This is a genomic window from Serratia ficaria, from assembly GCF_900187015.1.
GTDB classification, from domain to species: domain Bacteria; phylum Pseudomonadota; class Gammaproteobacteria; order Enterobacterales; family Enterobacteriaceae; genus Serratia; species Serratia ficaria.
The window spans coordinates 1,831,759-1,845,957 of record NZ_LT906479.1; the positions used below are offsets into that span (position 1 = coordinate 1,831,759).

Below are 14,199 nucleotides of genomic sequence, written 5' to 3' on the forward strand. Positions count from 1 at the left end.
AATCAGCCGCATAAGACAACAAATATTCTTTCAATAACAACAAGCACAGGATTAGCATGCTCGATCCCAATCTGCTGCGTAATGAGCTAGACGCAGTCGCCGTCAAACTGGCTCGCCGAGGCTTTAAACTCGATCTGGATCTGCTGCGTTCGCAAGAAGAGCGCCGCAAAGTTCTGCAGGTAGAAACTGAAACGCTGCAGGCAGAACGCAACTCCCGATCGAAATCCATCGGTGCGGCCAAAGCGCGCGGGGAAGACATCGAGCCACTGCGCCGCGAAGTGAATGAGCTGGGTGACAAGCTGGACGCCGCCAAGGCCGAGCTGGACGCGCTGCAGGCGCAAATCCGCGACTACGCGCTGGCGTTGCCGAACCTGCCTGACGATTCTGTGCCGAACGGTAAAGACGACAGCGAAAACCAGGAAATCAGCCGCTGGGGCGAACCGCGCCAGTACGATTTCGCGGTGCGCGATCACGTCGATCTCGGTGAAATGGCCGGCGGCCTGGATTTCGCCGCGGCGGTCAAACTGACCGGTTCGCGTTTTGTGGTGATGAAAGGGCAGATCGCCCGCATGCACCGCGCGCTGTCTCAGTTCATGCTGGACCTGCACACCGAACAGCACGGCTACCTGGAAGCCTACGTACCTTACCTGGTCAACCACGCTACGCTGTACGGCACCGGTCAGTTGCCGAAGTTCGGTGAAGATCTGTTCCATACCAAGCCGCTGGAAGAGGAATCCGACAGCAGCAACTACGCGTTGATCCCAACGGCGGAAGTGCCGCTGACCAACCTGGTGCGCGACGAGATCCTGGAAGAAGAATCCCTGCCGCTGAAGATGACCGCGCATACGCCATGCTTCCGTGCGGAAGCCGGCTCTTATGGCCGCGACACCCGCGGTTTGATCCGCATGCACCAGTTCGACAAGGTTGAAATGGTGCAGATCGTTCGCCCGGAAGATTCCATGGCGGCGCTGGAAGAACTGACCGGCCACGCGGAAAAAGTGCTGCAGTTGCTGGCGCTGCCTTACCGCAAAGTGCTGCTGTGCACCGGCGACATGGGCTTCGGCGCTTGCAAAACCTACGATCTGGAGGTGTGGCTGCCGGCGCAGAACACCTACCGTGAAATCTCCTCCTGCTCCAACATGTGGGATTTCCAGGCGCGTCGCATGCAGGCGCGCTGCCGCAGCAAAACCGAGAAGAAGCCGCGCCTGGTGCATACGCTGAACGGTTCCGGGCTGGCGGTTGGCCGCACGCTGGTGGCGGTGCTGGAAAACTATCAACAGGCCGACGGCCGCATTCAGGTGCCTGAGGCGCTGCGTCCTTATATGGGCGGCCTGGAATACATCGGCTGAACGGACAAACGTTGAAAAAAGCGCCCGCGGGCGCTTTTTTTTTGCCTCGATACGGGCTCTGCGATGGCCGGCCAACAAATCGTGCTATCCATCGATAAGTGCCGATTGACTTTTTTATCGCCAGTGGCATGATGCGCGCACTCTCTCTTGCGCGTTCGGTTTCAATTTCACTATGTCCGCATACTCCCGCCCAGTGCTCCTGTTGCTCTGCGGCTTGTTGTTGCTTACGGTCTCCATCGCCGTATTGAATACGTTGGTCCCGCTGTGGTTAAGCCATGCTCAGCTGTCAACCTGGCAGGTGGGAATGGTAAGTTCCTCTTACTTTACCGGCAACCTGGCGGGCACGCTGATTGCGGGAAAACTGATCCAGCGCATCGGCTTTACCCGCAGCTACCATCTCTCCTGCGTGGTGTTCGCCGCGGCGACCGCCGGCATGGCGCTGTCGCTCGATTTCTGGAGCTGGCTGGGCTGGCGTTTCTTCGCCGGCGTCGGCTGCGCCTGGATCTGGGTGATCGTGGAAAGCGCGCTGTTGCGCAGCGGCAACCTCAGCAATCGCGGCCAGCTGTTGGCGGCCTACATGATGGTCTATTACCTAGGCACGGTAACCGGCCAGCTGCTGTTGAGCATGGTGTCTACCGAACTGCTGAACGTGGTGCCCTGGGTAACCAGCGTCGTGATCTGCGCCATGCTGCCGATGCTGTTCGCCCGGGTAAACAGCCAGCATGACGAACCCCAGCAGGCGGCGGTATGGCCGATGCTGAAACGCCGCAGCGCGCGGCTGGGCATCAACGGCTGCATTATCTCCGGCATCGTGCTGGGATCGTTGTACGGCCTGATGCCGCTGTATTTGTCCCATCAGGGCATGAGCGACGCCAACGTCGGTTACTGGATGGCGCTGCTGGTGAGTTCCGGCATCGTCGGCCAGTGGCCGGTCGGGCGGCTGGCGGATCGCTATGGCCGGCTGCTGGTGCTGCGCATCCAGGTGTTCGTGGTGATCCTCGCCAGCGTGGCGATGCTGGGCAACTACGCCATGGCGCCGTCGCTGTTTATCCTCGGCTGCGCCGGCTTTACGCTGTACCCGGTGGCGATGTCCTGGGCCTGCGAAAAGGCGCTGCCGCACGAGCTGGTGGCGATGAACCAGGCGCTGCTGATGAGCTACACTATCGGCAGCCTGCTCGGCCCGTCGATGACGGCGCTGCTGATGCAGAACTATTCCGATCGCGTGCTGTTCGTGATGATTGCCGCCGTGGCCATGGTGTATCTGGTGATGCTGCTGAAAAAGCAAAAGCCGGACCGCCACCACACGCCGTTCGCCGCAGCCTGACGATAAAAAAAACCGGCCAATCGCGCCGGTTTTTTATCGTGCTGAGGTCGATCAGTACATCACCTTGTGGCCGTAGCTCTCCAGGATGCCTTTGACGCGATCCATGGTCTCGGCCTTCGGCGGATGAACGCCGTCCAGCCGGTACTCTTCCCCCATCGCCACCCATTTGTGCTTGCCCAGTTCGTGATAAGGCAGCAGCTCGATTTTCTCGATGTTGGTCATATCCTTGGTGAATTCGCCCAGCATGTGCGCCGACTGGTCGTCGTCCGACCAGCCCGGCACCACCACATAGCGGATCCAGGTGCGCTGATTGCGCTTCGCCAGGTAGCGGGCGAACTCCAGCGTGCGGTGGTTGGAAACGCCGACCAGGTTTTGATGAATGTCGTCGTTCATCTGTTTCAAATCCAGCATCACCAGATCGGTGGTGTCCAGCAGCTCATCGATCACCGGATCGTAACGGCGGACAAAGCCGTTGGTGTCCAGGCAGGTGTTGATGCCTTCTTGATGGCAGGCGCGGAACCAGTCGCGCACGAACTCGGCCTGCAGAATGGCTTCGCCGCCGGAGGCGGTAACGCCGCCGCCGGAAGCGTTCATAAAGTGACGGTAAGAGACGGTGTCTTTCATCAGCTCTTCCACGGTGACTTCTTTGCCGCCGTGCGTATCCCAGGTGTCGCGGTTATGGCAATACAGGCAGCGCATCAGGCAGCCCTGGAAGAAGACGATAAAACGGATCCCGGGACCATCGACGGTGCCGCAGGATTCGAAAGAGTGGATGCGACCTTTCACTGACATTGCGGGGTTTTCTCCAATATTGACTGTCAAACGCAGTCTAAAAATAGGCGCGTAGCCGCCGGCCAGGTATCTGCGATGCAGCGGTGGGAGAAGAACCCGCCGCCGGGGTGGAACGATGCCTGTCGGCCGGCCAGTAGCCGGATAACTGTTTTGCCGGATATCCATTCAGTATAGATGTCCGGCAAAACAGACTCGCGGAGAGTCAGAGGGGAGTGCGGTTGAATAAAAGGGCCGGAAGAACCGGCCCCGACGTTGGTGCCGGGCGGGAAATCCCGCCCGGGAGGGGCAATTACATCGACTGGGTGAAAGTACGGGTAATTACGTCCTGCTGTTGCTCTTTGGTCAGCGAGTTGAAGCGCACGGCGTAACCGGATACGCGGATGGTCAGCTGAGGGTATTTCTCAGGGTTTTCCATCGCCTCCAGCAGCATTTCGCGGTTCATCACGTTGACGTTCAGGTGCTGACCGCCTTCGATGGCGGCTTCATGGTGGAAGTAACCGTCCATCAGGCCCGCCAGGTTGGCTTTGCGCACGTCGTCGTCTTTGCCCAGGGCGTTCGGCACGATGGAGAAGGTGTAGGAGATCCCGTCTTTGGCGTAGGCAAACGGCAGTTTGGCTACGGAAGTCAGGGAGGCTACTGCGCCTTTCTGGTCACGGCCGTGCATCGGGTTGGCGCCCGGACCGAATGGAGCGCCTGCGCGGCGACCATCTGGGGTATTACCGGTTTTCTTGCCGTACACCACGTTGGAAGTGATGGTCAGCACCGACTGGGTCGGCACCGCATTGCGGTAGGTGCGCAGTTTCTGAATTTTCTTCATGAAACGTTCCACCAGGTCACAGGCGATGTCATCGACGCGGGCATCGTTGTTACCGAACTGCGGATATTCGCCTTCGATTTTGAAGTCGGTCGCCAGGCCGTCTTCGTCACGGATGGTGGTGACTTTGGCGTACTTGATGGCGGACAGGGAGTCTGCCGCGACCGACAGACCGGCGATGCCGCAGGCCATGGTGCGGTAAACGTCGCGGTCGTGCAGCGCCATCAGCGCGGCTTCGTAGCTGTACTTGTCGTGCATGTAGTGAATGATGTTCAGCGCGGTCACGTACTGCTTGGCCAGCCAGTCCATAAAGTGGTCCATGCGTTCCATGACTTTGTCATAGTCCAGCACTTCGTCCATCATTGGCGCTTCTTTCGGGCCAACCTGCATTTTCAGTTTTTCATCCACGCCGCCGTTGATGGCGTACAGCATGGTTTTCGCCAGGTTGGCGCGCGCGCCGAAGAACTGCATCTGTTTGCCGACGATCATCGGGCTGACGCAACAGGCGATGGCGTAATCGTCGTTGTTGAAGTCAGGGCGCATCAGGTCGTCGTTTTCATACTGTACGGAGGAGGTGTCGATAGACACTTTCGCGGCGTATTTTTTGAAGTTCAACGGCAGTTTTTCAGACCACAGGATGGTCATGTTCGGTTCCGGCGACGGACCCATGGTGTACAGGGTGTTCAGGAAACGGAAACTGTTTTTGGTCACCAGGGTACGGCCGTCAACGCCCATGCCCGCCAGGGATTCGGTCGCCCAGATTGGGTCGCCGGAGAACAGCTCGTCGTACTCCGGGGTACGCAGGAAGCGCACCATGCGCAGCTTCATCACCAGGTGGTCAATCAGCTCTTGCGCCTGCTCTTCCGTCAGTTTGCCTTCTTTGATGTCGCGCTCGATGAACACGTCCAGGAAGGTGGAAACGCGGCCGAAGGACATGGCGGCGCCGTTCTGGGATTTCACCGCGGCCAGGTAGCCGAAGTAGGTCCACTGCACCGCTTCTTGCGCGTTGGTGGCCGGGCCGGAGATGTCGTAGCCGTATTTGGCGGCCATTTCTTTGATCTGGCCCAGAGCGCGGTGCTGTTCGGCGATTTCTTCGCGCAGCTGGATGGTCATTTCCAGGTCTTCGCCGTTTTCCAGCTTGGTCTGCAGCGATTTGAACTGGTTCAGCTTGTCGGCCATCAGGAAATCGATGCCGTACAGCGCGACGCGGCGGTAGTCGCCGATGATGCGGCCGCGGCCGTAGGCATCCGGCAGACCGGTCAGCACGCCGGATTTACGGCAGTTCAGGATGTCTTTGGTGTAAACGTCGAATACGCCCTGGTTGTGGGTTTTACGGTACTCGGTGAACACTTTCTTCAGCTGCGGATCCAGCTCGCGGCCGTAGACTTTACAGGAACCTTCCACCATCTTGATGCCGCCGAAGGGGATCAGGGCGCGTTTCAGCGGTGCGTCGGTTTGCAGGCCGACGATGGTTTCCAGCTCTTTGGCGATGTAGCCTGCGTCGTGAGAAGTGATGGTCGCGGCGACGTTGGTGTCGAAATCAACTGGCGCATGGGTGCGGTTCTCCAGTTTGATCCCTTCCATAACCTTGTCCCACAAGGTGGTGGTGGCTTCAGTCGCGCCCGCCAGGAAGGATTCATCACCCTCGTAAGGAGTGTAGTTTTTCTGGATAAAGTCACGAACGTTGACTTCATTCTGCCAGTCACCTTTGCTGAAACCTTCCCAAGCTTTGGCTAACTTTTCGTTAAGTTCGGTCATTGTACACCTACCTTCTAATGTGGATTTCTTTGTAAACCCGGCGCGCGGTAACTAACAGCTTAGTGCTGTTGCTCACCACCGCGCAGATAAATTACCCAGTAAGTCAACCCAACCAGCAGGCCGCCGCCAATGATGTTGCCAATGGTCACCGGGATCAGGTTGTCGATGATGAAGTTGCTTACGGTCAGATGAGCAAATTGCTCGGGTGTTGCCCCTACGGCTTGCCAGAATTCCGGCGTGGCGAAGTGTTTAACCACGATACCCATAGGGATCATAAACATGTTGGCGATGCTGTGTTCGAAACCGCTGGCGACAAACATGCCGACCGGCAGGATCATGGCGAACATTTTGTCCATCAGGCTGCGGCCGGAGTAGCTCATCCATACCGCCAGACAGACCATCAGGTTAGCCAGAATGCCCAGGCAGACGGCTTCGATAAAGGTGTGGTGCAGTTTGTGATCCGCCGTTTGCAGCACGTTCAGGCCCCACAGGCCGTTATCGACCATGTATTCGCCGGAGAACCAAATCAGCGCCACGAAGAACAGCGCGCCGACCAGGTTGCCGATATACACGTTCAGCCAGTTAACCCCCAGCTGGCACCAGCTGATGCGGCCGCTGGCCTTGGCGATCACGATCAGCACGGTGGAGGTGAACAGGTCTGCGCCCGAGACCACCACCAGCATTAACCCCAGAGAGAAGCAGATGCCGCCGACCAGTTTAGCCAGGCCGAAAGGCACGCCGGCGGTGCCGGTAGTCGCGGTGATGTAAAAGACAAACGCGATAGAAATGAAGACACCGGCGGTGATCGCCAAATAAAAAGTTTTCAGCGGATGCTTGGTGGCTTTATAAACACCTGCATCTTCGGCGATTTTCGCCGTTGCCGCAGGTAGTATCAGATCGAAGGGGTTGTCAGTTTTCACACTAACTCTCGCTCTTAAGGGTTAAAACAACGCAATGAGATACTAGCAAAGCAGTATAGGGTAAAATTTGATTTGGATCATAAGGCGGGGAAGTAAAGCGGGTAAAAGCCGTATAAAAAACAAGGTTTTATGGTTTAATTTTATGATTTTTATGGAAAAACTATTTTTTAATGTTTACAAAAAATTTTGAAAGTGGTGACCTCGCCGCCGGCGGAAAGGTTAAATTTTCAGGCTTGTTGTCGCTATTTGGCGGTTAAAGTTTAATTGTCGGTTAATTATTATTTCACCGCCCGGTAACAATTGCCGTTTTATTTGTATTTCTGGCGTTTAAGTGCGTTATTCAGGGTAAAAAATACGGCGAATGAAGCGACAAAATAATAGCGGCGGCGGGGAAATTCAATCGAATACTTCTTTAGGAGTAACGCCGGCGGACGCGCCGCCGGCGTGGGTAATGCGGGGTTACGCCTGCGCCCAGTGGCGGCGTTTGGCGTTTTGCAGTTTTTCGTAGGCCGCCAGCAGCGCCTGGTGGGCCGGCAGCGCTTTCAGGCTGCCGTCAACGGCGAACAGCCCGTTGAAACGCTCTTCGCCGCTGATGGCGGCAGAGGCGGCGTCGACCGCTTCCTGGCCGTACATCTTCACGAAGGCGCCGTAGTACTGCGCCGGATCGCGCTCAGGCTCCTGCGTCAACAGCAGCAGGGTCTGCAGGCAACGGTAGTAGTTGCTGCGCGCCGGGCTCAACACCGAAGAGTTGAAGTCCTGCGTCCATTCTGCCCAAATCAGCGCCTGATCCAGATCGCCGCCCGCCAACGCCAGCATCGACTTCAGTTCGCCCACGCGCAGGGTGTACCAGGCGTTGTCTTTGCCGCTGGCGATACCCAGCAGCTCGCGCACGCGGGTGAAGTCGTCCAGCCCTTCGTCGTCCAGCCGTTGGATCAGCGCCAGATATTCCTCGGGCTGCCACTCGCTGCCCGGCAGGGCCAGCAGGGTGTCGCGCAGGTGCGCACCCATGCTGTTGTTGGCCAACAGCAGGTCCTCCGCCGGATAGATATCGGACATGCCGGGCACGATGATGCGGCAGGCGTACACGTCCAGATGCTCGTAGTCGGCGATGTAAACTTCCGCGCCTTCTTTGTCGAAGATGTTCATCAGGGTGGCGAACTCTTCCTGCGTGCTGCCGCTGAAGCTCCAGTCGACGAACGGATAATCCGCATCCTGTTTGAACATGTCCCAGGAGATCAGACCGCTGGAATCGATGAAGTGGGTTTCCAGGTTGGTGTGCTCGGCCACTTCTTCGTCGTCGAAGGTCGGGGCGGTGAACACGTCGAGGTCTTTCAGGCTGCGGCCCTGCAGCAGTTCGGTCACGGTGCGCTCCAGCGCCACGCCGAAGTCCGGGTGCGCGCCGAACGAGGCGAAGCAGGTGCCGTTGGCCGGGTTGAACAACACCACGCAGATAACCGGGTAGTTGCCGCCCAGCGAAGCGTCATACGACAGGATCGGGAAGCCTTCTTCTTCCAGCTTGGCGATGGCTTCCACCACGCCCGGGTAGCGGTTCAACACCTCGGCCGGGATCGCCGGCAGGCTGATTGATTCGGCGATGATGCGGTTCTTCACGTAGCGTTCGAACACCTCGGACAGCCCCTGAACGCGGGCTTCGTTGGCGGTGTTGCCGGCGGACATGCCGTTGGAAACGTACAGGTTGCCGATGATGTTCATCGGGATATACACGGTTTGCTGGTCAGACTGGCGGGCAAACGGCAGGGCGCAGATGCCGCGATCGCCGTTGCCGGACTGCAGGTCGATCAGATCGCCGGCGCTCAGCTCCTGCTCCGGATCGTAAAACGCGCGCAGGCGGTCGTCGAGAATGCCGGCCGGCAGCGTGTCGTCCGCCGGGATCGGGAACCATTTTTCATTCGGGTAATGCACGAAGTCGCCTTCGGCGATTTGCTTGCCCAGATAGAAGTCGGCGAAGAAATAGTTGGTGGACAGACGTTCGAAATATTCGCCCAAAGCGGAAGCCAGCGCGGCTTTTTTGCTGGCGCCTTTACCGTTGGTGAAGCACAGCGGGCAATCGCGATCGCGGATGTGAACCGACCACACGTGCGGCACCGGGTTCAGCCATGAGGCCTCTTCGATATTAAAACCGAGATCGCTCAGCTTCTGTTGGAAACGGGCGATGGAGTCTTCCAGTGCGGCGTCTTTGCCGGGGATAAAAGTTTGCGTCATTGTCTTCACTTTTTGAGCGTACTAAAAACGCGCAATGATACGGGGTTTTGCGCCCAAGCTCCACGTATTCCTAAAGCGGTGGCAAAGTCACAGTTTTTTTGCGGATAAGGGCCATAATTCAGCGAGTTATCTGTCACGGAGAAATCTAATGAAATCAGTGAAACTCAGCGTTTTGGCCCTCTTTCTGGCGGGGGGCAGCGGCTCGGCGCTGGCCTTGCCCAACGTTACCCTGCTGGCGACCGGCGGCACCATCGCCGGCGGCGGGTCTTCGGCCACTCAGTCCAATTACACCGCCGGCAAACTGGGCGTCGAGGCGTTGGTCAACGCAGTGCCGGAACTGAAAAACATCGCCAATGTGCAGGGCGAACAGGTGGTGAATATCGGCTCGCAGGATATGAACGACCAGGTGTGGCTGACGCTGGCGAAAAAAATCAACGGCGACTGCGGCAAAACCGACGGTTTTGTCATCACCCACGGCACCGACACCCTGGAGGAAACTGCTTATTTCCTCGATCTGACGGTCAAATGCGACAAGCCGGTGGTGATCGTCGGGGCGATGCGCCCGGCGACGGCGATGAGCGCCGACGGCCCGTTCAATCTGTATAATGCGGTGGTGACGGCGGCCGATCCGCAGTCGGCCAACCGCGGGGTGCTGGTGGCGATGAACGACAGCGTGCTGGACGCGCGCGACGTGACCAAAACCAACACCACCTCGGTGCAGACCTTCCAGTCGCCGAACTTCGGCCCGCTTGGCTACATTCATAACGGCAAGGTCGACTATCAGCGCTCGCCGCACCGCAAGCACACCACCGATACGCCGTTTGACGTCGGCAAGCTGAGCGAGCTGCCGAAGGTGGGTATCGTCTACAACTACGCCAACGCTTCCGACGCGCCGGCCAAGGCGCTGATCGCCGAGGGGTATCAGGGCATCGTCAGCGCCGGCGTCGGCAACGGCAATCTGTACAAGACGGTGTTCGACACCCTGGCGACGGCGGCGCATAACGGCGTGGCGGTAGTGCGCTCCTCGCGGGTGCCGACCGGCGCCACTACCGAGGATGCGGAAGTGGACGACGCCAAGTACGGCTTCGTCGCCGCCGGCACGCTGAACCCGCAAAAGGCGCGTATTTTGCTGCAGTTGGCGCTGACCCAGACCAAAGACGCCGGGCAGATCCAACAGATGTTCAATCAGTACTGAGTGCCGGCTGTTCTCTCCGGGGGGCGGGAGGCCCCCACTAGCCTTCCCGACTGAATACAGCATAAAACACCGCGTTAACCCACTGAATTCCCCGATGACACAGCGTTTTATCGCACAAAAAAACCTCGCCTTGGCAGAGCCTGTTATTCTGCGCCGCGCCAGTTTGCCGCCCGCGGGCGAATAAGCATTGCAGCCGCGTTACGTGAGTGATAAAACCGATAGGTTGGTTAACATGAGAGTTAACTTCGGGCGTATTTCGGCAGGCCGCTTAGCGCGGCGTATAGTGAATGTGGTGAGGGGAAATGACTCAGGTTTATAATTTTAGCTCTGGCCCGGCAATGCTGCCGGTTGAAGTGTTGCGTCGTGCGGAACAGGAACTGTGCAACTGGCACGGTCTGGGTACTTCAGTGATGGAAATCAGCCATCGCAGCAAAGAATTTATCGCCGTTGCACAGCAGTCCGAACAGGATCTGCGCGACCTGCTGAAAATCCCCTCCAACTACAAAGTGCTGTTCTGCCACGGCGGCGCCCGCGCGCAGTTCGCCGCATTGCCGTTGAACCTGCTGGGCGACAAAGCCACCGCAGACTATATCGACGGCGGCTATTGGGCGCACAGCGCGATTAACGAAGCGCAGAAGTACTGCACGCCGAACGTCATCGACGTGAAGACCCGCGTTGACGGCCTGAGCGGCATCAAGCCGATGAAAGAGTGGCAGCTGAGCGATGACGCCGCCTATGTGCATTACTGCCCGAATGAAACCATCGACGGCGTGGCCATCGATGAAACGCCGGACTTCGGCGACAAGGTGGTGATCGGCGACTACTCCTCGACCATTCTGTCTCGCCCGTTGGACGTCAGTCGCTTCGGCGTGATCTACGCCGGCGCGCAGAAAAATATCGGCCCGGCCGGCCTGACGCTGGTGATCGTGCGTGAAGATCTGCTGGGCCAGGCGCGCCGAGAAGTGCCTTCCATCCTCGACTATACCGTGCTGGCCGAGAACGACTCGATGTTCAACACCCCGCCGACCTTCGCCTGGTATCTGTCCGGCCTGGTGTTCAAGTGGCTGAAAGAGCAGGGCGGCCTGGTGGAGATGCAAAAGCGCAATCAGGCCAAGGCCGAGCTGCTGTACGCCACCATCGACAATTCCGATTTCTACCGCAGCCAGGTGGCGCTGGCCAACCGTTCCTGGATGAACGTGCCGTTCCAGCTGGCCGATCCGGCGCTGGACAAGGTGTTCCTCAGCGAAGCCGAGGCCATCGGCCTGCAGGCGCTGAAAGGCCACCGGGTAGTTGGCGGCATGCGCGCTTCTATTTACAATGCGATGCCGCTGGCCGGCGTGCAGGCGCTGACCGGGTTTATGACCGACTTCGAGCGCCGCCACGGTTAAGCCCAGGCGCCCGCATTGCGCGGGCCGCCACCGCTGTTGTCCTTTTGCATTAAAGCGGCTCCGGCATTATCCCCGGGGCCGTTTCGTTTATCAGAATTTGGAGAGTTTTGTTCACATGGTGGATTCCCTGACGTTACAACCGGTCGCCCTGGTCAATGGCACCGTCAACTTACCCGGCTCCAAGAGCGTATCCAACCGTGCTCTGCTGCTGGCGGCGCTGGCGGAGGGAACGACCACGCTGACCAACCTGCTGGACAGCGACGACGTGCGTCACATGCTGAATGCGCTGCAGGCGCTGGGCGTGAGCTATCAGCTTTCCGCCGATCGCACCACCTGCCAGGTGACGGGCGTCGCCGGGCCGCTGGTGGCCGACCAACCGCTGGAACTGTTTCTCGGCAATGCCGGCACCGCGATGCGCCCGCTGGCGGCGGCGCTGTGCCTGGGCAATGGCGACGTGGTGCTGACCGGCGAACCGCGCATGAAAGAGCGGCCGATCGGTCACCTGGTGGACGCTTTGCGCCAGGGCGGCGCGCAGATTGATTATCTGGAGCAGACCGACTATCCGCCGGTGCGACTGCGCGGCGGTTTCCGGGGCGGCGAGGTGACCGTCGACGGCAGTGTCTCCAGCCAGTTCCTGACCGCGTTGCTGATGACCGCACCGCTGGCGCCGCAGGCCACGCAGATCCGCATCAAGGGGGAGCTGGTGTCCAAGCCGTACATCGACATCACGCTGCACCTGATGCGCAGCTTCGGCGTTGAAGTGAGCCACGACAACTACCGGGTGTTCCACATTCAGGGCGGTCAAACCTACCGTTCGCCGGGCGATTACCTGGTGGAGGGCGACGCCTCTTCCGCCTCTTATTTCCTGGCGGCGGCGGCGATCAAGGGCGGCAGCGTGCGCGTGACCGGCATTGGCCGCAAGAGCGTGCAGGGCGACACCAAATTCGCCGACGTGCTGGAGAAAATGGGCGCGCGCATCACCTGGGGCGAGGATTTTATCGAGTGCAGCCGCGGCGAGCTGCGCGGCGTCGATATGGACATGAACCATATCCCGGATGCGGCGATGACCATCGCCACCACCGCGCTGTTTGCCGCAGGCCCGACCACCATCCGCAACATCTACAACTGGCGGGTGAAAGAGACCGACCGCCTGGCGGCGATGGCTACCGAGCTGCGCAAAGTGGGGGCGGAGGTTGACGAAGGCGAGGACTACATTCGCGTGGTGCCGCCGGCCAAGCTGAAGTTCGCCGAGATCGGCACCTACAACGATCACCGCATGGCGATGTGTTTCTCGCTGGTGGCGCTGTCGGATACGCCGGTCACCATCCTCGATCCGAAATGCACCGCGAAAACCTTCCCGGACTATTTCGAGCAGCTGGCGCGGATCAGCCAGCCGGCGTAACCGGTCAGATCGTTTATTTTAAGGCCCCTTTGCGGGCCTTTATCGTTTTTACCTTTCAGCGCCCGCTGTTTCTTCTATACTTTTTCGCGGTTGTGCGCTTATTTTCAACAACCAGACGGTTCCAGGGTAACAGTTCGCCGCGTGGCAGCGTATAATGCGCCACCGTATCTGCCCCCTATTTGGCAGACGGCAGGGATGCCGGCAATCAGACCTTCACACCCATCTGAGGGCCGGCGTTGTCCCTGTGAGGTTTTCTACCTGAAGGAGAGAGAAATGACGGCTACAGCCCCGGTGATAACCGTTGATGGACCAAGTGGCGCAGGTAAAGGCACGCTGTGTAAAGCGCTGGCCGAGTCGCTTGGTTGGCGTTTGCTGGATTCCGGCGCGATCTACCGCGTGCTGGCGCTGGCGGCGTTGCATCATCAGGTGGATATCACTTCTGAGGACGCGCTGGTTCCGCTGGCCGCACATCTCGATGTTCGCTTTATCGCCCAGGACGGCAAGCTGCAGGTGATTTTGGAAGGTGAGGACGTCAGCAATGAGATCCGCACCGAAACCGTCGGCAACACCGCTTCGCAGGCGGCGGCGTTCCCGCGGGTGCGTGAGGCGCTGCTGCGCCGCCAGCGCGCGTTTCGCGAGGCGCCCGGCCTGATTGCCGACGGCCGCGATATGGGAACCGTCGTGTTCCCCGACGCACCGGTTAAAATTTTCCTCGACGCCAGTTCGCAAGAGCGTGCGCACCGCCGTATGCTACAGTTGCAGGAAAAGGGCTTTAATGTTAACTTTGAACGTCTTTTAGCCGAGATAAAGGAACGGGATGACCGTGACCGTAATCGGGCTATCGCGCCGCTGGTGCCCGCTTCTGACGCCCTCGTGCTGGATTCTACCAGCATGTCGATCGAGGAAGTTATCCGGCAAGCGCTGACGTATGCACAGAAAGTTTTAGCGTTGCCGCAGCAATAAGCGCGGCGGCGTTATTGGCTTTTTGTCATATTTGTCATAGAAGTATCGCAATATATCGGGTAAAATTTTAC

10 protein-coding genes are annotated in these 14,199 nt (G+C 58.9%); 6 read left to right on the plus strand and 4 right to left on the minus strand.

The genetic code is table 11. The features are described from left to right. Nucleotides 1–56 precede the first annotated feature (56 nt). Together serS and CKW09_RS08705 are read left to right on the plus strand one after the other, a co-directional pair. Nucleotides 57–1,349 carry a serine--tRNA ligase gene (gene serS, locus CKW09_RS08700; RefSeq protein WP_061798075.1) on the plus strand — a complete coding sequence of 431 codons (1,293 nt, stop codon included), beginning with the start codon at nucleotides 57–59 and terminating at the stop codon, nucleotides 1,347–1,349. A 172-nt stretch (nucleotides 1,350–1,521) separates the two neighbouring features. Next, nucleotides 1,522–2,673: an MFS transporter gene (locus tag CKW09_RS08705; protein WP_061798073.1), complete on the plus strand. Its 1,152-nt coding sequence runs from the start codon at nucleotides 1,522–1,524 to the stop codon at nucleotides 2,671–2,673. A 51-nt stretch (nucleotides 2,674–2,724) separates the two neighbouring features. On the opposite strand, the gene pflA is transcribed toward CKW09_RS08705, so the two are convergent. The 4 genes from pflA to ycaO all read right to left on the minus strand — a co-directional run bounded on the left by pflA (nucleotide 2,725) and on the right by ycaO (nucleotide 9,180). Then, the gene (gene pflA, locus CKW09_RS08710) at nucleotides 2,725–3,465 is read right to left on the minus strand and encodes a pyruvate formate lyase 1-activating protein (RefSeq protein ID WP_061798071.1); all 741 of its coding nucleotides are present in this window, start codon (nucleotides 3,463–3,465) and stop codon (nucleotides 2,725–2,727) included. 289 nt (nucleotides 3,466–3,754) lie between these two features. Then, complete coding sequence (gene pflB, locus CKW09_RS08715) at nucleotides 3,755–6,037, minus strand: formate C-acetyltransferase (RefSeq protein ID WP_061798069.1); 2,283 nt, start codon at nucleotides 6,035–6,037, stop codon at nucleotides 3,755–3,757. A 59-nt stretch (nucleotides 6,038–6,096) separates the two neighbouring features. Continuing rightward, nucleotides 6,097–6,957 (minus strand): formate transporter FocA, encoded by an 861-nt coding sequence (gene focA, locus CKW09_RS08720; protein WP_061798067.1) that lies wholly within the window; start codon nucleotides 6,955–6,957, stop codon nucleotides 6,097–6,099. A 459-nt stretch (nucleotides 6,958–7,416) separates the two neighbouring features. Then, the gene (ycaO, locus tag CKW09_RS08725; RefSeq protein WP_095096778.1) at nucleotides 7,417–9,180 is read right to left on the minus strand and encodes a 30S ribosomal protein S12 methylthiotransferase accessory factor YcaO; all 1,764 of its coding nucleotides are present in this window, start codon (nucleotides 9,178–9,180) and stop codon (nucleotides 7,417–7,419) included. A 148-nt stretch (nucleotides 9,181–9,328) separates the two neighbouring features. Between ycaO and ansB the strand changes: the two genes are divergently transcribed. From ansB to cmk, 4 genes are all read left to right on the plus strand, one after another. After that, nucleotides 9,329–10,375, plus strand: a complete 1,047-nt coding sequence (gene ansB / locus CKW09_RS08730) for an L-asparaginase 2 (RefSeq protein ID WP_061798065.1) — start codon at nucleotides 9,329–9,331, stop codon at nucleotides 10,373–10,375. Nucleotides 10,376–10,677: 302 nt separating this feature from the next. Then, nucleotides 10,678–11,763, plus strand: coding sequence for a 3-phosphoserine/phosphohydroxythreonine transaminase (gene serC / locus CKW09_RS08735; RefSeq protein WP_061798063.1), 1,086 nt, complete (start codon nucleotides 10,678–10,680; stop codon nucleotides 11,761–11,763). 115 nt (nucleotides 11,764–11,878) lie between these two features. Continuing rightward, the gene (gene aroA / locus CKW09_RS08740; RefSeq protein ID WP_061798061.1) at nucleotides 11,879–13,165 is read left to right on the plus strand and encodes a 3-phosphoshikimate 1-carboxyvinyltransferase; all 1,287 of its coding nucleotides are present in this window, start codon (nucleotides 11,879–11,881) and stop codon (nucleotides 13,163–13,165) included. A gap of 273 nt (nucleotides 13,166–13,438) precedes the next feature. After that, on the plus strand, nucleotides 13,439–14,128 hold the full coding sequence (gene cmk / locus CKW09_RS08745) for a (d)CMP kinase (protein ID WP_061798059.1): 690 nt from the start codon (nucleotides 13,439–13,441) through the stop codon (nucleotides 14,126–14,128). Nucleotides 14,129–14,199 lie beyond the last annotated feature (71 nt).

Excerpts from the sequence above, each read along its gene's own strand:
- serS (WP_061798075.1), top strand. The coding sequence starts at position 57 with ATGCTCGATCCCAATCTGCTGCGTAATGAGCTAGACGCAGTCGCCGTC.
- ansB (WP_061798065.1), top strand. The coding sequence starts at position 9,329 with ATGAAATCAGTGAAACTCAGCGTTTTGGCCCTCTTTCTGGCGGGGGGC.
- cmk (WP_061798059.1), top strand. The coding sequence starts at position 13,439 with ATGACGGCTACAGCCCCGGTGATAACCGTTGATGGACCAAGTGGCGCA.
- serC (WP_061798063.1), top strand. The coding sequence starts at position 10,678 with ATGACTCAGGTTTATAATTTTAGCTCTGGCCCGGCAATGCTGCCGGTT.
- aroA (WP_061798061.1), top strand. The coding sequence starts at position 11,879 with ATGGTGGATTCCCTGACGTTACAACCGGTCGCCCTGGTCAATGGCACC.
- ycaO (WP_095096778.1), bottom strand. The coding sequence starts at position 9,180 with ATGACGCAAACTTTTATCCCCGGCAAAGACGCCGCACTGGAAGACTCC.
- pflA (WP_061798071.1), bottom strand. The coding sequence starts at position 3,465 with ATGTCAGTGAAAGGTCGCATCCACTCTTTCGAATCCTGCGGCACCGTC.
- CKW09_RS08705 (WP_061798073.1), top strand. The coding sequence starts at position 1,522 with ATGTCCGCATACTCCCGCCCAGTGCTCCTGTTGCTCTGCGGCTTGTTG.
- pflB (WP_061798069.1), bottom strand. The coding sequence starts at position 6,037 with ATGACCGAACTTAACGAAAAGTTAGCCAAAGCTTGGGAAGGTTTCAGC.